At 68.9% G+C, this 17006-nt stretch carries 17 protein-coding genes, 1 tRNA gene and 1 pseudogene; 14 read left to right on the top strand and 5 right to left on the bottom strand.

The features are described from left to right. Positions 1-4: 4 nt before the first annotated feature. Both BLU74_RS09090 and BLU74_RS09085 read right to left on the bottom strand, forming a co-directional pair. Entirely contained in the window at positions 5-928 is a 924-nt protein-coding gene (locus BLU74_RS09090) for a hypothetical protein (RefSeq protein ID WP_089766956.1), read from the bottom strand. 60 nt (positions 929-988) lie between these two features. Then, positions 989-2173 carry an HD domain-containing protein gene (locus tag BLU74_RS09085; RefSeq protein ID WP_089766955.1) on the bottom strand — a complete coding sequence of 395 codons (1185 nt, stop codon included), beginning with the start codon at positions 2171-2173 and terminating at the stop codon, positions 989-991. Positions 2174-2290: 117 nt separating this feature from the next. On the opposite strand from BLU74_RS09085, the gene cofD reads away from it, so the two are divergent. The 8 genes from cofD to BLU74_RS09045 all read left to right on the top strand — a co-directional run bounded on the left by cofD (position 2291) and on the right by BLU74_RS09045 (position 8117). Further along, positions 2291-3295: a 2-phospho-L-lactate transferase gene (gene cofD, locus BLU74_RS09080; RefSeq protein ID WP_089766954.1), complete on the top strand. Its 1005-nt coding sequence runs from the start codon at positions 2291-2293 to the stop codon at positions 3293-3295. Between the two features lie 44 nt (positions 3296-3339). After that, the gene (locus BLU74_RS09075) at positions 3340-4086 is read left to right on the top strand and encodes a tRNA-dihydrouridine synthase (RefSeq protein WP_089767111.1); all 747 of its coding nucleotides are present in this window, start codon (positions 3340-3342) and stop codon (positions 4084-4086) included. Positions 4087-4150: 64 nt separating this feature from the next. Continuing rightward, positions 4151-4759: an NUDIX hydrolase gene (locus BLU74_RS09070; RefSeq protein ID WP_089766953.1), complete on the top strand. Its 609-nt coding sequence runs from the start codon at positions 4151-4153 to the stop codon at positions 4757-4759. 46 nt (positions 4760-4805) lie between these two features. After that, complete coding sequence (locus BLU74_RS09065) at positions 4806-5531, top strand: SDR family NAD(P)-dependent oxidoreductase (protein ID WP_089766952.1); 726 nt, start codon at positions 4806-4808, stop codon at positions 5529-5531. A gap of 67 nt (positions 5532-5598) precedes the next feature. After that, positions 5599-5841: a hypothetical protein gene (locus BLU74_RS09060; protein ID WP_089766951.1), complete on the top strand. Its 243-nt coding sequence runs from the start codon at positions 5599-5601 to the stop codon at positions 5839-5841. A gap of 90 nt (positions 5842-5931) precedes the next feature. Continuing rightward, positions 5932-6807, top strand: a complete 876-nt coding sequence (locus BLU74_RS09055) for a dihydrodipicolinate synthase family protein (protein ID WP_089766950.1) — start codon at positions 5932-5934, stop codon at positions 6805-6807. Between the two features lie 143 nt (positions 6808-6950). After that, positions 6951-7034, top strand: a tRNA-Leu gene (locus BLU74_RS09050). A 486-nt stretch (positions 7035-7520) separates the two neighbouring features. Next, a complete protein-coding gene (locus BLU74_RS09045; protein WP_089767110.1) occupies positions 7521-8117 on the top strand; it encodes a class I SAM-dependent methyltransferase in 597 nt (198 codons plus the stop codon). A 10-nt stretch (positions 8118-8127) separates the two neighbouring features. Here BLU74_RS09045 and BLU74_RS09040 read toward each other — a convergent pair whose 3' ends face one another. Both BLU74_RS09040 and gpmI read right to left on the bottom strand, forming a co-directional pair. Beyond that, positions 8128-9504 carry an MATE family efflux transporter gene (locus BLU74_RS09040; protein WP_089766949.1) on the bottom strand — a complete coding sequence of 459 codons (1377 nt, stop codon included), beginning with the start codon at positions 9502-9504 and terminating at the stop codon, positions 8128-8130. Between the two features lie 70 nt (positions 9505-9574). Continuing rightward, positions 9575-11089 (bottom strand): 2,3-bisphosphoglycerate-independent phosphoglycerate mutase, encoded by a 1515-nt coding sequence (gene gpmI, locus BLU74_RS09035; protein ID WP_089766948.1) that lies wholly within the window; start codon positions 11087-11089, stop codon positions 9575-9577. 112 nt (positions 11090-11201) lie between these two features. Between gpmI and BLU74_RS09030 the strand changes: the two genes are divergently transcribed. From BLU74_RS09030 to BLU74_RS19670, 3 genes and pseudogenes are all read left to right on the top strand, one after another. Beyond that, complete coding sequence (locus BLU74_RS09030; protein WP_089766947.1) at positions 11202-11894, top strand: DUF1405 domain-containing protein; 693 nt, start codon at positions 11202-11204, stop codon at positions 11892-11894. A 297-nt stretch (positions 11895-12191) separates the two neighbouring features. Continuing rightward, a pseudogene (locus BLU74_RS19295) lies at positions 12192-12533 on the top strand (ArsR/SmtB family transcription factor); the annotation flags it as partial. Continuing rightward, positions 12507-13082 carry a hypothetical protein gene (locus BLU74_RS19670; RefSeq protein ID WP_449271655.1) on the top strand — a complete coding sequence of 192 codons (576 nt, stop codon included), beginning with the start codon at positions 12507-12509 and terminating at the stop codon, positions 13080-13082. The pseudogene BLU74_RS19295 and the gene BLU74_RS19670, both read left to right, overlap by 27 nt. A 1-nt stretch (position 13083) precedes the next feature. On the opposite strand, the gene BLU74_RS09020 is transcribed toward BLU74_RS19670, so the two are convergent. After that, a complete protein-coding gene (locus tag BLU74_RS09020; protein ID WP_089766945.1) occupies positions 13084-13632 on the bottom strand; it encodes a hypothetical protein in 549 nt (182 codons plus the stop codon). Positions 13633-13748: 116 nt separating this feature from the next. Here BLU74_RS09020 and gatD point away from each other — a divergent pair, with 116 nt between their 5' ends. From gatD to BLU74_RS09005, 3 genes are all read left to right on the top strand, one after another. Beyond that, positions 13749-14999, top strand: a complete 1251-nt coding sequence (gatD, locus tag BLU74_RS09015) for a Glu-tRNA(Gln) amidotransferase subunit GatD (RefSeq protein ID WP_089766944.1) — start codon at positions 13749-13751, stop codon at positions 14997-14999. 66 nt (positions 15000-15065) lie between these two features. After that, positions 15066-15350 carry a DNA-binding protein gene (locus tag BLU74_RS09010; protein WP_245705771.1) on the top strand — a complete coding sequence of 95 codons (285 nt, stop codon included), beginning with the start codon at positions 15066-15068 and terminating at the stop codon, positions 15348-15350. After that, on the top strand, positions 15340-16857 hold the full coding sequence (locus BLU74_RS09005) for a hypothetical protein (protein ID WP_245705770.1): 1518 nt from the start codon (positions 15340-15342) through the stop codon (positions 16855-16857). The genes BLU74_RS09010 and BLU74_RS09005 overlap by 11 nt, the downstream gene beginning before the upstream one ends. The last annotated feature ends 149 nt before the right edge of the window (positions 16858-17006 follow it).

Here is a 17006-nt window from a genome sequence, read left to right as displayed (position 1 = left end):
CTCACTACCCTTCGTCCCGCAACTGCGTCGCGCACAGCGACGGCCCCGGCACGAGCGAGTCGTCTTCGGCGTCCGGGAGCCCGATCGCCGGGCGGCCGTCGTCGCCGACGAAGATCGAGAGCCCCGTCCACGCGGGCGCGTCGGGATCCGAGAGCGTCCAGGTCGCCGTCGCGTCGGGGTCGTCGGCCGCCGCGTCCGCGACGTCGACGGTGACGCGGTAGGTCCCCCGGCGGACAGCGAGGCCAGCGAGGACGTACTCGTAGGCCGGGTCCGGCGCGTCGTCGCTCGCCGCGACCGTCGTCGAGAAGATCGGTTGCGGCGGCCCGTCGTCGAGGTAGTCGACGAGGACGCGCACGTCGTGGGTCGCCCCGTCGAAGCGGAACAGGTGGAGTTCGGCGCCGTAGTACTCGTCTGGGTCGACGACGTTCGCCGCCGGATCGTCGGCCGCGAAGGGGCGGTCGGCGGACTCACAGACGACGGCGCTCCAGGGAGCCACCTTATGAGTGCCGTCGCGACCGACGAAGTGCGGGACCTCGTGGCGGTTGATCCCGTAGCCGCCGCGATCGTCGTACTCGCCCGAGGCGCGACACGCGCCGAACAGGTAGAAGCCCGCCTCGGTCGCGACGGCGAGCGCGGCGCTCGGCTCGCCGATCTCGGGGTTCCGCGCCGGCGCGTCGCCGGCGTACTCGGCGATCTCGTTGCGGGCGGCGACGCGCTCGTACTCGCGGACGAACGCGAGGGCCTCGGCCTTTGACGGCGAGTCGGGCGGCTCGGGGAGCGGCGCCGTCCCGCTGATCGGCGTCGCCGTCGGACCCGGAATCGTCGGCTCCGACGTGGGTCGGGGCGTCACTGGCGCGCTCCGGCCGTTACAGCCGGCGAGCGATGCAGGGAGGAGGGTCAGGGCGGCGAGCAGTCGTCGGCGTCGCATCGCCGGGAGTCGTCTCCGGAAGCTCAAGGCGTTTGTGTCGGGGCGGCGACGAGTGGGGAGTCAGGCGAGTCCCAGCACTGACTCGGCCGCAGCGCCGACCTCGGGGACCGCGTCGGCTGGCGCGTAGACGCCGAGCCGCCACTGTGCGCGCTCGGCGGCGCGCAGCGCGCCGACCAGTTCCGAGGCGTCCGAGAGTTGCTGAACGCTCCCGTCGACGACGACCCGCGAGCGCGACTCTTTGAACCGGGGGCGCGCGGGAACGTCCAGTATCACGTCGTCGCGGGCGACGGCCGCGCGCTCAGCGATGTCGGCGGCGGCCGCCCGGGTCTCGGCGCGGTCCATCTCCACGACGTCGGCGGGGACGTCGCCGAGGGAAGCCCAGACGGCGCGTTTGTAGAGGTCGCGGTACTCGATCCGACGGGCCAGATCGGGCGTCGTCGCTCGGAGCGCGACGAGCAGATCGTGATCGGCCATCCGACGGAACTCGGCGACGTCGACCGACGCGTTGGAGCCCTCGTTCCGACCGTCCGATCCGGCGTCCAGCAGTCGCTCGGACGCGCGTTCGAGCATCGCGCCGGCGATTCGGGAGACGTGGTGGCGGTAGACCGTCCCGTTCATCAGCGCTCGTGCGAGCAGCAGCGACTCGGCGGTCTGAACGTTCCCGGCCGCGAGGACGAGCCGCCCGTCGCGGTAGCGGAGTTCCCTGATGAGCCGTCCGACGTCGATCGTTCCATAAGGGACGCCGGTGTGGTGGGCGTCGCGCACGAGGTAGTCCATCCGATCCACGTCGAGTTCGCCCGAGATCAGCTGTCCGAGTTCGTCCTCGCCGCGAACGAGGGCCGCCACCCGGTCGGGATCGAGATTGTGACCGCGCAGGACCGCCGCGGCCTCGGTGTCGTCGAGGAGCCAGCCGATCTCGTCGTGGTGGTCGCCCGTTCGGCGGCGGATGACCTCCTCAGTCTGGTGACCGTAGGGGCCGTGCCCGACGTCGTGGAGGAGGGCGGCCGCGCGGACGTGGCGGGCCCGGTCCCCGCCGATCCCGAGGTGATCGAGCGCGCGTGAGGCCAGGTGATAGACGCCGAGCGAGTGCTCGAAGCGGGTGTGGTTCGCAGAGGGATAGACGAGACGGACGGTCGAGAGCTGCTTGACGTGTCGGAGCCGCTGAACCACGGCGGTGTCAAGCAGGTCCCGCGCGACCGGCCCGAGCGTGATGTAGTCGTGAACGCTGTCCTTGATCGCGTGCATATCCGGAGTCGGTGAGCCGAGTGGAAATAGCTCCGGATCCGACGGGGCGTGCCGCCCGCCGGGAGCCTCCCTGGCCGAGGAGGGAACGTTCAAACGGTCCCCCGCGTAACTGGTGGTATGGTCACGTTCCTCGCAGGGGGGACCGGAACGCCGAAACTCCTCGACGGCGCGGATGAGGTGTTCGACCTCGAGGAGACGACGGTGGTCGCGAACACCGGCGACGACGTCGAACTCGGAGGGCATTTCGTCTGCCCCGACGTCGACACCGTGCTGTTTCACGGCGGTGGCATCCTCGACACCGACACCTGGTGGGGGATCGAGGACGACACGACGGCGACCCACGAGGAACTCTCCCGACTCGCCGCGGCCGCCGGACTGGCTGATGGGCCGCGGTACCTCTCCGAAGAAGCGCAGACCGCAGGCCGCGACATCGCCGCCTGGCGGCGCTTCTCGGGCGTCGCGGAGTTCATGCAGATCGGCGACCGGGACCGTGCGGTGCACGTCACCCGCACGTCGCTGCTGGACGAGGGGCACTCGTTGACGGCGATCACCCGGACGCTCGCGGACGCGTTCGACCTCGAGATCGACCTGCTGCCGATGAGCGACGACCCCGTCGCGACGATGATCCACACCGACGAGGGCGAGATGCACTTCCAGGAGTACTGGGTCCATCGGCGCGCCGACCCGGAGGTCCGGGACGTGGAGTTCCGCGGGGCAGATGCAGCGTCGCCGACGCCGGCGGTGCTGGACGCGCTCTCGGAGCCGGTCGTGATCGGCCCGTCGAATCCGGTGACAAGCCTCGGGCCGATGCTCGCGATGGACGCGTTCGCCGACGCGCTCGCGGCGACGCCGGTCGTCGCCGTCTCGCCGTTCGTCGAACGCGAGGTGTTCTCCGGCCCGGCCGCGGAACTGATGGCGGGTGTCGGCCGTGATCCCTCGACCGCCGGCGTCGCCGCCGCGTACCCCTTCGCGGACGCGTTCGTCCTCGACGAGGCGGACGGGACGGAACTGGACCGGCCGACGGTCCGGACGGACACCCGGATCGACGGCCCGGCGGACGCTGCACGCGTCGCCGGCGCGGTCGAGACCGCACTGGCGGCCGCGGGAGCGACAGACTGGTGAGTCGAATGACGGCGCGGGAGTCCGAACCCAGAGATCGGTCGCCCCTGTTCACGCCGCGGGTGGCGCTCGCGAGTCTCAGCGGGGAGGCCGACGCGGCGTGGGCCCGGGCGGGAAGCGACCACGCGGGCGCGGCCTTCCTCGGCGGGGTCGCGATCGACGAAGCGACCCGCGAGGGAGCCCGCGCGCTCGTCGAGCGCGACCGCGAGGAGTTCCTGCCCGCGGACCCGATCGGGTTCGTCGCCGACGAACTCGACGCGCTCGCGGACGTTCCGATCCGACCCGGCGTGAACGTCCGGAGCACGACGCCCGATCCGGTTCGGGAGGTCGCACAGATCTGTGCGGACCGCGGCGCGATCCTCGAGATCAACGCGCACTGTCGGCAGGCCGAGATCTGCGCCGTCGGCGGCGGCGAAACGCTCCTTCGCGAGACGGATCGGCTCTGTGAGTACGTCGCCGTCGCCGCCGACACGGGGGCACCTGTGAGCGTGAAGGTCCGGACTGAAGTCCCGGGCGTCGACCTCGCCCAGACGGCGCGCCGCGCCGCCGACGCGGGCGCGGACGCGATCCACATCGACGCGATGGACAGCGAGGCCGTCGTCGGCGACGTCGCGGAGGCAGCGCCGGACCTGTTCGTGATCGCCAACAACGAGGTCCGGGACCGCGAGAGCGTCCGCGAGTATCTCGACCTCGGTGCCGACGCGGTGAGTCTCGGGCGGCCGAGCACCGATCCGCGGGTTCGGCGCCGCGTCGGCCGCGCCGTCGACGCGTGGTTCGCCGAGCCGTCGAGGTGAGGCCGGCGTCGTCACCCGACCACGCATCGAAGAGTCCTTGGTCTCGCTCTTCGAGTAGGCGAGTATGAGTGCAGATCAGCGCGACGAGGCCGCACCGGCCGAGGACGCTGGCGACAGCGGCGAGGGGGAAGCCCACGAGAACGCGCTCCAGGACGTGATCGCGGTCGACAGCGACGACAACCGGACCGGACTGGTCAACCGACTCGACGCCCACACGGGCGATGGAATCCGTCACCGGGCGTTCACCTGCCTGGTCTTCGACGGCGAGGGGCGACTCCTCCTGGGCCAGCGAGCGCCGGGCAAGCGCCTGTGGGACACCCACTGGGACGGCACGGTCGCCTCGCATCCCGTCGAAGGACAGTCCCAGATCGACGCGACGAAACAACGGCTCGAGGAGGAACTGGGCATCACGCCCGAGCAGTACAGCGACCTGCGCGTGACGGACAAGTTCGAGTACAAGCGCTACTACGAGAACGCCGGGCTGGAGTGGGAGGTCTGTGCCGTACTGAAGGTCACGCTCGACGACGTCAGCCTCGACCCCGACGAGGACGAGATCGCCGGACTGCTGTGGGTCGATTACGAGCACCTTCACGAGCACCCGAAGTGGTACCGACAACTCCGCCTGTGTCCCTGGTTCGAGATCGCGATGCGGCGCGACTTCGAAGACGAGTAGCGCGCAGACGGAATCCCCTTTTACGCGCGTCGCGTTGGATCGGTCGATGACCGACAACGCAGCCGACTCCACGCCGGAGCCGGAACTCTACGACTCGCTCGACGGGCAGGTCGCGCTGGTGACGGGGGCGAACCGCGGCATCGGCCGGCAGATCGCCGAGAACCTCTCGGATCTCGGCGCGACCGTCTTCGCGGCGACGCGGTCGATACGCCACGAGGTCCCCGACGCGTGGGAGCACCTCCTCGTCGACGTCACCCAGGAGGGCGAAATCTCCGACGCGGCCGACGAGATCTTCCAGGCCGCCGGCCGCCTCGACATCGTCGTCAACAACGCCGGGGTCGGCGAGTTCGACTCGGACATCGTCTCCGAGTCGGTCGACACGATCGACCGGACGCTCGCGACGAACCTCCGTGGGCCGATGCTCGTCTGCAAGCATACCGTGCCGCTCTTGCTGCAGACCGACGGGGGCCGCGTCGTCAACCTCTCCTCGGGGATGGGCGCACTCGGGGAGGGACAGTCAGGCGGCTCCCCGGCCTACCGAGTCTCGAAGACCGGAATCAACGGGCTCACAGCCTACCTCCACGGGGAGTACGGCGAGAAGGGATTACTGGCGAACTCGGTGTGTCCGGGCTGGGTCCGCACCGAGATGGGCGGCGAGGGAGCCGATCGGTCGATCGAACAAGGGGCGGAGACGCCCACGTGGCTCTGTCGGTTCCAGCCGGGGTCGCCGGCGGGACGGTTCTGGCGCGATCAGGAGCCGATCGAGTGGTGACGCCGTCGTCGAGCGCCACAGCAGCAGGGTGGACAACTCTTTGAACCCGGCCACCGTCCGCCCGTGTATGTCGAGTGAGCCAGGACTCGAAGCGGTCCCGGGGGCAATCGCGGACTACGCGGCCGGCGTCGCTGACGCGGCCGGACGGGGGCTGGTCGTGCTCGCAGTGCCGATCCTGCTCGTCGTCGGACTCGTGCTGGCGATCGTCGGTGGAGGAATCGCGCTCCTGTTGCTCGCTGTCGTGGGGCCGGCGATCGTGGTCGCCGTGGCGCTCGAACTTCCGGATCGGATTCGTGCGGCCCTCGACTGAGGCGGCGGAACCGTCCGTGCCGTAGCGCGGAATCGCCACTCGGATCGCCCGGAAATTAAGAGGGCGGCCGCCCCACAGGGGTGTACGACGATGAAGTCACCCGAGGTCGGAACTCTGCTGCCGCCGCTCGTGACGCCGTTCGCCGACGGTGAGATCGACTGGGAGTCGTTCGACGAACTGTTGACCCACGTCGTCGACGGCGGCGTGAGCGGGGTGTTCCCCTGTGGGACCACCGGAGAGTTCGCGAGCCTCACCCGTGACGAACGCCGGAAGCTCGTCGAACACACCGTCGACGTGGTCGGCGACGACGTGTCGGTGATCGCCGGCGGCACCGGGACCAGCGTCGGCGAGGCGATTAATTGGCTGGAGACGCTCGACGATCTGGGCGTCGACGCCGGCGTCGTGACGGCCCCGTACTACCACAACTCGAACGGCGAGGCCGGAGTCCGACGATTCTTCGAGGCGGTCGCCGACGCCAGTCCCCTGCCGTTGTTCCTCTACAATATCCCCGGGTGCGTGGGCGAGCGGATCCCGATCGAGACGGTCGTCGCCGTCGCAGACCACGACGCGGTCTGCGGACTGAAGGACTCCAGCGGGGACTTCACGTACGGCGTCCGGGCGATGCATCGCACGCCGGAGGACTTCCGCCTCCTGCAGGGGTACGATTCGCTGCTGTTGCCGTCGCTTCGGATGGGATTCGACGGCGGCATCAACGCCCTCTCGAACGTGGTACCGGGCGCGTATTCGACTCTGGTGGACGATCCCGCCGGCGCGCGCGCGGAGCGAATCCACCGGGACGTGATCGATCCGCTGTTCGAGTACGCCCTCCACGAGGGGTTCGCCCCCGCGACGAAGGCGCTCCTCGTCGAGCGAGAGGTGCTCTCCGCGAACGACGTACGACCGCCGCTCGTCGCCGACACAGTCAGCGAGGTCGACGCGCTTGCGGCAGCGCAGCACCGATACTGACACGGAGTCGAGCAGGCGCAGATCGGAGCCACATCGGCGCGTGGTGCCGCAGTCTGTCTGTAGCGAGGACCCCGAGATGAACCACACCACCGAGCGGAAACCGGAGAGTTAAACGGCTCCGAGGGCATCACCCCGAGTGCAGTGCGAGGGTGGCCGAGTCTGGAAAAGGCGGCGGACTCAAGATCCGCTCTCGTAGGAGTCCGTGGGTTCAAATCCCTCCCCTCGCATCTCGTGTCCGAACGACAGTGAGGACCGTGTATGGCACGGGGGATTTGAATCAGGGAGCAGTTCCGCTGTGACCGTGGTTCAAATCCCTCCCCTCGCATCTCGTGTCCGAACGACAGTGAGAGGCTGTACGGCACCCGAAATCTGTTCTGCGAGCACCAGTGATCGACAGCGACCGCTACACCATCGTCACGCTGGCAGGCGGGGAGACACCAACGGGTACTCGCAATCGAAGCAAAACAAGAAAGCATATATCACACACACGGAATGCCCACGTGTCCCGACAGGGACGCCGCCGATCCACTGCCAGGTGATCGGCATAGTACCGGGCTCGCATCCCGAGATCACTGCTTTCTGAAAGTGGCCAAGGGCGCCAGCGGTCACGCTGTGAGCCCTCGGGAATTGAACCGTGGCATCGCAGTCAGGATGGCTCTGGAGCGAGTGGCGGTGGCCCGAAGCTTCATGCCCGGACGGCCCGTTCTATGCCCGTGGATCGTACTGAACTGCGTCGGGCCTGGGACGACGTCGCCGAGATGTACGCACGCCGACGCGACCCCGACGGCTCGGATGGGGCGCTGCTCGACGACCTCCTCGACGACCTCCCCGAGGAACCGCGGATCCTCGATATCGGCCCCTGCGACGGGGCGCGAACGCTCGCGAACCTCCCGGAGGGGACGCTCGGTCTGGACATCTCCCGGACGGCATTGGACCTCGCGAGAGAGACGGTTCCCGCCGCCGAGTTGCTGCAGGGGGATATGTCGACGCTCCCCATCGCCGAGGAGAGCGTCGATGCCGTCACGGCCTACCACGCCGTGTTTCACCTCCCCAGAGACGAACAGCCGGCCGTCTACCGCGAGTTCGCGCGTGTCCTTCGGCCCGGCGGCCGACTCCTGATGACGCTGCCGGGTGGCCGCTTCCAGACGGTCCGGCGGGGGTGGATGGGCGGCGAGATGTTCTTCGCCGCTCCCGGGCGCGAACAGACGCTATCGCAGCTACGCGAGGCCGGATTCACCGATCTCCGAACGGAGACCGCGACCGACCCGCTGGGAAGCAGCACGGAGTTCGTCTTCGGCCGGCTGCCGTGATCGCGGGCCGTCAGCCCTGGTCGCCGGCCGCCTCCCGCTCGTCGATCATCCGCGCGGCCAGTTCCGCCCAGTCGTCGCCGAACATCCTCGCGCCGACGATGACCGCCCGTGAGACGTACGAGAGGACGATCCCGACGTAGACCCCCGAGAGGCCGTAGTCGAGCGTCACCGCGAGCAGGAACGAGACGCCGAGCAGGAACACGTACGATCCGACGACGCCGGCCCAGAACGGCGTCCGCGTGTCACCGCTCCCCTTCAGTGCGCCCGAAAAGGGGAAGTAGATGCCGATGAACGCCATCGCGACGGCGAAGGTCCGGTTGAACCCGGTCGCGAATCGAATCGTCGCGGGGTCGTCGGTGAAAATCGTCGACAGCGGGCCGGCCCCCGCGAACAGGAGTGCACCGAGCGCACCGAGCACCGCGAGGCTGAGTCCGCAGATCGCGAACGCCGTGTAGCGCGCATCGTCCGGCCGATCCGATCCCAGCGCTTGCCCGACCAGAATGCTCGAAACCGTTCGAAACGCCCTGAACAGCGGCGCAGCCAGTTGCTGGTAGAGCCGGTTGGCGATGTGGTACGCGGCCGTGGCCTCGGTCCCGAACAGGAGTAGCAGCGAGTTGAACGGAAACCGGGCGATTTCGGTGCTCAGCCCGCCGGCGACGTCCGGAACGGCCACTTCGAGCAACTGACGCGTCAGGAGGAGACCGCGCGGGCGAGCGAACGACAGCGAGACGCGATCACTGGCGATCGTAGCGGTGACGAGTCCGGTTTCGACCGTCCGTCCGACCGCCGTGGCGACGCCGACACCGACGATTCCCAGACGGGGGAGACCGGCGAGGCCGAGGCCGAGCGCGAGAGACAGGAGGATGTTGAGGAGGGTCGCGCTCCCGTTGATGAGCATCGGCGTCCGGGTGTCGCCGGTGCCCTGGAGCGCGCGGGCGCCGACGAAGCCCGCGATCCGCATCGGTGCAGCGACGAGGATGATCGCCAGATACTGTCCACCGAGCCGGGCAACCTCGGACGAAGCGCCGAGGAGTGCGACGAGGTCCTCGCCGAACGCGAGTCCGACGGCGACGAGCGGCAGCCCGGCGAGAAATCCGAGCAGTAGCGCCTGGGTGATAGCGCGGTCGCGGGTGTCCTCGGCACCGCGTCCGGTCTCCTGACTGGAGAGAGCGATCGCGCCGCTCCCGAGTCCCATCCCGATCCGAAGCGGCAGTCGCGAGTAGAGATCTGCGAGCCCGATGGCGGCCACGGCGGCCGGAGAGAAGAACCCGGTCACGAGGATGTCCACCGTTCGCATCAGCGTGTTGAGCGTCTGCTGGACGGCGACGGGCCATCCCAGTGAGACGGTCTGCGCCCAGACCGAACGGAGACGATCGCTGGGAAACACGTACCAGGCGATACACGCTGCGGGACGAATAGGTTACTGTCGGGACGGCGGCACCGACGGAGGGTGGCGGCTACTCCACGAGCGGTTCGCCGGTCATCGTCTCCGGCCGTTCGACGTCCATCAGTTCGAGGATCGTCGGGGCGATGTCGCAGAGCGACCCGCCGCGCTGCATCTGCCTGGCACCGTCGTCGCCCTCGGGCGTGAGATAGATGACCGGCACGGGATTAGTGGTGTGGGCCGTGTGCGGCTCCTCGGGGGTGCCCATATCGTCGGCGTTGCCGTGGTCGGCCGTGATCAGGACGTGGGCGCCGGCGGCTTCGAGCGCGTCGACGAGTCGGCCGAGTTGCGCGTCTACCGTCTCGACGGCCGCGATCGCGGCGTCGAAGTCACCGGTGTGCCCGACCATATCGGGATTGGCGTAGTTGAGCACCATCGCGTCGGGGTCCTCGCGCTCGATCAGGTCGATCGCGGTGTCTGTGACCCCGGCGGCGCTCATCTCGGGCTGTTCGTCGTAGGTCGGCACGTCCGGACTCTCGATGATCCGACGGATCTCGCCGTCGAACGCCACCTCTCGACCGCCGTTGAGGAAGTAGGTCACGTGGGCGTACTTCTCGGACTCCGCGAGTCGGAGTTGCGTCTTGTCGGCCGCCGCGAGCGTCGCCCCGAGCGTCTCTTTCGGCTCCTCCGGGGGGAACGCGACGGGGAGGTCGAACGTCTCGTCGTACGCCGTCATCGTGACCAGCCGAACGTCGGGCGGGTCGGTCTCGAACGGCCACGCTGGCTCGATGTCCGCGAGCAGCCGAACGAGTTGGCGCGCGCGGTCCGGCCGGAAGTTGAAGAAGATCACTGCGTCGCCGTCTTCGAGGGCGGGGCCGCCGGTCACGGCCGTCGGCTCGACGAACTCGTCGGTGTCGCCGCGGTCGTAGGACTGCCGCACCGCGTCGACGCCGGTCGTGGCTTCGTGGTCGGCCTCGCGCTTCACGATGGCGTCGTAGGCGCGCTTCGTTCGCTCCCAGTTCTGATCGCGATCCATCGCGTAGTACCGGCCGGAGACGGTGGCGACGTCGCCGGTGCCGTGGTCGTCGACGACGGCTTCCAGCGTCGCGAGGTAGTCCTCACCCCCGTAGGGGTCGGTGTCGCGGCCGTCGGTGAACGCGTGAGTGACGGCCTCGACGCCGCGCTCGGCGGCGATTTCGATCAGCGCGTGGAGGTGGCCCTGTTCGGAGTGAACGCCGCCGTCGCTCAGGAGTCCCAGACAGTGGACGCGCCCGCCGGTCTCCTCGACGTGGTCGAACGCCGACGCGATTGCGTCGTTGGTCGCGAAGGTTCCCTCGGCGATCGAGTCCTCGATCCGGGTGTACGCCTGCTTGACGACGCGGCCCGCGCCGATGTTGAGGTGACCGACCTCGCTGTTGCCCATCTGTCCCTCCGGGAGTCCGACCCGACGCCCGGAGACGTCGAGCGTGCCGTAGGCACCGGCGTCGGCGAACCGATCGAAGTTCGGCGTCGACGCCGCTTTCACCGCGTCGCGTCGGGAGTGGTCCCCGAGCCCCCAGCCGTCGAGGATGACTAGCGCTGCCTGCATACCGAACGGGACGCGAGGCAGGGTGGAATAGGCTTCGTTTCTGGCCCTTCCTCCAACCACGTCGACGCCGAACGCGACACCTTCTTTCGGTTGCCCACCGTCGGTCGAGCCGATGAGCGAGGCGGCCGAGCGCGACAGCCGACTGCGGCGACCGATCCCCGAGCGGTGGGTGCAGTACTACCTCGGGAACCCGGCGAGCCTGGGCTGGCTACTCGTCGTCGACGGCGCAGCGTTCCTCGTCGGTGTGAGTTTCTACGTCCACTCCGATCCGTCGCTTGCAGACCTGAGTTCGCTGCTGTATCCTCTCTTCGGCGACTCCCCGACTGCCCTCGCGCTGGCGGCGCTGTCGGTCGCGACGCTTCTGCCGCGGCTCGGCGAGCGCGTGACTGACGCGCCCTCGAATCGCCTGCTCGAACTACTCCACACGTTCGCGTTCGTCTGGCTCGTGAAGTACGGGCTCTGGACCGGGATCGCGCTGAACCTCCGTCCCGACCTGTACGTCGGTTTCACGCCCGCGCTGCTGTGGGAGTACTGGGGTATCCTCCTCACCCACCTGTTCTTCCTGTTGCAGGCGGTGCTGATTCCCTACTACGCGAAGACGTCCCGCAGCGCGCTTCTGGCGGCGCTCGCTGCGCTCCTGCTCAACGACGTCTTCGACTACGGCTTCGGTCTCTACCCACCACTGAGATACGAGGCCGGCCCGGTGTTGGCCGCGATCACGGTCGGACTCTCGTTCGCGGTCGTCGCCTACGCCGCGTGGGTCTTCGATCGGGCCGAACGGGGCAACGACGTCGATCGGAATTGATTCAACGGGAGGCCCGCACAGCGGCTCTGGTCGGCGGTGAGTTCGCAGGAACTTCGATCATCGACGCGAACCGACGGCGAGGTTTTATATACGAAGCCGCGGCCAAGCTCTCCGTGCGCTACTGACGGCCCACGTCGCCTCGCGGTTGTTCGGCACGCCGGCGTGGGGGATAGCCGTCGCGGATCGACGCCGTCGGGTGATCGGTCCCGGCACTCGTGCCGACTGTTCGCAATCCAAGGCGTCGGGTTCGCCGGCAAATGCGTCAACGTCTTACGGGTCGGTGATTTACCTCTCGTTATGGACTCTGCGGTACTCCTCGATCTCCTCGGCAACGAGAACCGCCGGCGCATCCTCCGGCTGCTCTCGCACAAACCGTGTTACGTCACCGAGATCAGCGAGTACCTCGGAGTGAGCCCGAAGGCCGTCATCGACCATCTGCGCCGACTGGAGGAGGCCGGGCTCGTCGAGAGCCGGACGGACGAAAAGCGCCGCAAGTACTTCCACATCGCCCGGAACCTCCGACTCGAAGTGAGCGTCTCGCCGTACCGGTTCGGCGCGAAGAGCGCCTACCCAGCGAGTCGGAGCCTCGATATGCGCGGGCGGTGCCAGCACATCTCCGTCGACTGGCCGAGCGAATCGGCCGAGGAAACGGCGCGAGATGTTGCAGAGAGTGACGCCGACACGAGCCAGCGCGGCGATGCTGGGGCCGAGAGCACCCGCGAACCGGGGTCGCGCGCGGACGATGTAGAGGGGCCAGCACCGGCCGATGCGGAAGGGGCGGCACCGGCCGATGCGGAGAATCCGGCACCCAACGAATCCGAAGATTCCGCACCGAGACCCGACGGCGATCGTGCACAGCGTTCGGCCGGCGACCGATCGGACGACGTCGCCTCTCTGGCCCGCCAGTACGCCTACCTCGACGACGTCGAGAGCGAACTCTCCCTGGCACAGCGGTGGGTACACGGCCGCGTGACCGACGTACTCGACGAACTCAGCGAGCGACTCGGGTCCGAGGTCGACAGCCGGTTCCACGCCGAGGTGCTGGCGGCGTTGGCTCGGGACGCGCGAACCGTCACCGACATCGCCCGGAGCCTCAACACCGAGCACGAGCGGGTCAAGCGCGCGCTCGAACTGCTCGACGACCGCGGGCTAGTCACGCACGACGGCACCGAGTGGCGGATCGTGTAACCTACACGTCGCGCGTCAGCCCGCTGCGAAGGTCGCGACCGAAGTAGTGTCCCAGCAGCGACGCGACCAGCCCGCCACCGACCCCGACGCCGGCGATGGCGAGGCCGAAGTCCGAGAGCACAGACACTGCGACAGGCGCGAAAACGCTCGTGAGCGTGCCGAGGACGAACGCGACGCCGGCGGCCACCGCGCCCGCGAGACCGACTTCGAGGTACCGTCGGCGCGAGCCGACGAGCCCGATCGCGAAGGCGACGGCGAAGAGGCCCAGGAACCGGCCGATCGATCCCACGATCGGGATCGACCCGCCGACGACGACGCCGCCGATCGAGAGGGCCAACACGAGGAGGAACGAGCGCACGGAAACCGTCGGTCCATCGGGAAGTCGCCCGCGCAGCCGACCACCGCTGTCGGCGGTGCCTGCCGTCGCGTCGGTCGCGGGATCTGCGCGCGTGCCGCTCGCCTCCCCCTCCTCGTCGAGCAGCGAGGCCACGTCGACGTCGGTATCGACGTCGAGGTCGGATTCCGGTTCGCGTTCGTCAGAGCGCTGCATACGGGGGGAAGGGACTGCTCCGCCCTGACTCTTGCCCCGCGGCGGTCGCGCCGGCAGCGATCCGGCCGTGCGCACGAACGAATGGATTGAAGTCCGCGCCCCCGATAGCAGAGCGTATGAACCCCGGAGACCGCGTCCGCGTCGAACGCGCGGATGTCACGAACGAGGGCATCCTGATGCCCTCCTCGACCCCGGACCACCTCGTCGTGAAACTCGATGGCGGCTACAACGTCGGGATCGACCGCACGGACGCTGCCGTAGAAGTCCTCGAATCCGACGTCTACGACGTCGGATCGGCGGACACCGAGTCCCAGTCGGAGATCTCCTTCGACGACGATCTCCCCACGATCTCGCTGATCTCAACCGGTGGCACGATCGCGTCGACGGTCGACTACCGAACCGGCGCCGTCACGGCCCAGTTCGACGCCGAGGACGTCCTCCGCGCGGTCCCGGATCTCGCCGGGCGGGCGAACTACCGCGGGCGCGTCGTCACCAACATCCTCTCGGAGAATATGACGCCCGACGTCTGGCAGGAACTGGCCGAGGCTGTCGCCGAGGAGATCCGCGCCGGTGCCGACGGCGTCGTCGTAATGCACGGCACCGACACGATGCAGTTCTCCGCCTCTGCCCTGTCGTACATGCTCGACACGCCGGTCCCGATCGTCTTCACGGGCAGCCAGCGTTCCGCGGATCGCCCCTCCTCGGACAACGTGATGAACGCCGTCTGCGCCGTCGAGGCCGCGAAATCCGACGCCGCGGAGGTACTGGTCTGTATGCACGCCTCGACGTCCGACGACGAGTGCGCGCTCCACCGCGGGACGCGCGTCCGCAAGAACCACACCTCCCGCCGCGATGCCTTCGAAACCGTCGGGGCGGCACCGCTGGGCCGGGTCGACTACGACGCCGAGGTCGTGGAGTTCCGGCGGGAGTACACCGAACGCGGCGCGGTCGACCTGACGGTTCAGACGGCGCTCGACGGGGACGTCGACCTCCTGAAGTTCACACCGGGAATGGACGTCGATCGATACGCGGCGATGCTCGAGGATGCGGCCCTCGACGGCCTCGTCGTCGAGGGGACGGGCCTCGGTCACGTCCACACGGACCTGATCCCAGTCCTCGAATCGCTCGTCGAGGACGGCGTCGTCGTTGCGATGACGAGCCAGTGCCTCGAAGGGCGGGTGTGCGACCGCGTCTACGACACGGGTCGGGACCTCCTCGACGCCGGCGTCGTCGAAGCCGGCGACACCCTCCCCGGGACGGCGAAGGTGAAACTGATGTGGGCGCTGGCGAACCACGACGATCCCGAGAGTGCAATGGTACGGTCCCTCGCTGGCGAACTCCAGCAGCGGTCAGTCCCGTGGACGTAGGGGCCGTTCGACTCCCGACAGGGCCGCAGAACCGAGTGACGACCGCCACCGGACGCCTTCCGCACAATGACTGAACACGACACCAGCGACCGTTCGATCCGGCGCACAGACGGTGGCCAACCCACGTTCGATTGCGACGTCTGTGGCCGGCGCTTCCACACCGAGGACCTCCTCGTGTTACACCGGGGCGTCAGACACCCAGGCGACATCGACGCGAGCGAACAGGAGGCCTACCGCGAGGCCTACGCGGCCGAAGAGCGCGCCATCCGCTCGTTCCGACTCCGCGCGGTCGGCATCCTGGTGCTGCTGTACTTCGGCTTCCTCTTCCTCTACGTGATCTATGCGTCGTGAAGCGACCGAGCGGTCCGACGAGAAGTCGTCTTCGGGACGCGGCCGGAAACGTCGAACGCTGGTCGCCGCGGCCGCTGCGGCGGTGCTCGGGATCGCGCTCCTGGCTCGCGGCGTCGCCGCCAGCAACGCCGCTGTCGGTCTCTCGGAAGCCTCCCGCGACGCGCTCGCGATTCCGCGCTGGCTCTACGTCGCCACCGGTGGGGCTGCGGTCGGCGCGTCGGCTCTGCTGGCGGGGTTCGTTACCGATCGCGGCTTCGTGCGGCGGATTCACGACTGGCGCGACGACGTCCTCTCGAGCGAACCACTCGGACGAGGCGGACGGATCGCGCTGGGAGTCGTGGGTCTCGTCGCGCTCGCACTGGTACTGTATCGGGGGATCGTCGGCCCGCAGCTCGCGACCATCAACTTCGCGGTAGTCGTGGTCTTCGCCGGCGGCCGCGCGGGCCTCACGATGGCTACGTACGCGGTCGGGAACGCGTGGCCGGCGCTGAACCCCTTCCGAACGCTGACCGGCCCGCTCCCGACGGGCCTGGTCGAGTACCCCGACCGGCTCGGCCGGTGGCCGGCCGTCGCCGGCCTCTTGCTGCTCATCTGGCTCGAAACGACCACGCCCGTCACGACCGATCCGCGACTCCTCGGCGTCGCCGTCGCGGGCTACGGGGTCGTGACCGTCGCGGGCGCGCTCCTCGTCGGGCGGGACGCCTGGTTCCGCAACGGGGACCCCGTGTCGGTGTTCCTGCGGTTCTACGGGCGCGTCGCCCCGTTCCGGTGGACCGATGGACGGCTTCGCGCGTCGATCCCGGCGATGCGACTCGTCAGCGGCCCCGCGGAGTTGGCCGACCAGCGAGCGGATGCCGGCGAGAGCCACGCCGCCGGCGATGGAGACACCGACGGTCGACTCGTCACCGGCCTCGACGACGTGGCGTTCGCCGTCGCGCTGGTCTGGGAACTCACCTTCAGCGGCTTCGTCACGACCGAACAGGGTGCGGCCGCGATCCGGACGGTCGCCGGTATCGGCCTCCCGCCGCTGCTCGTCTACGGCCTGCTGTTCCTCGGTGGGTTCGGGGTCTTCTACGGAGCGTTCCGACTCGCTGCACGGGTCGCCGTCTCCCGGATCCTGACGGCGCGCCCGCCGCGGGAACTGACCGTCGCCTTCGCCCCGTCGCTGGTCGCGATCGCCGCCGGCTATCACCTCGCGCATTATTTCGCGTTCTTCCTCTCGCTCGCGCCCTCCCTGGCCGACGTTCTCGCGTCGCCGCTGTCAGCCCCGACGAATCCGGTCGTTTTGACCCTCCCCGGGTGGGTGTCGGCGCTGAACATCGCCTTCGTCCTCGTCGGGCACCTCGTCGCGATCTGGGTCGCTCACTCCACGGCGTATCGGCTCTTCCCGAGTCGGCTCCAGGCGATCCGGAGTCAGTACCCCTTCGTGTTCGTGATGGTCGGGTACACCGCGGTAAGTCTGTGGCTCATCTCGCTCCCGACGACGACACCGGCGTTCCTCGGCTGAGCGACGACGACACCGGCGTTCCTCGGCTGAGCGACGGGACACCCGCATCTCTCGGCTGAGCGACGGGACGCCTGCGTTCCCCGGCTAAGCGATGGGATGCTCCCGTTCTCGGGACGAACGTGGAGACGCTCTCGTGCGCAAAGCACTTG

The sequence above is a fragment of the Halobellus clavatus genome (genome assembly GCF_900107195.1).
In the GTDB taxonomy this organism is placed as follows: Archaea; Halobacteriota; Halobacteria; order Halobacteriales; family Haloferacaceae; genus Haloquadratum; species Haloquadratum clavatum.
The sequence above is the reverse complement of the archived record's forward strand: the minus strand, read 5'-3'. Positions and strand labels throughout refer to the sequence as shown.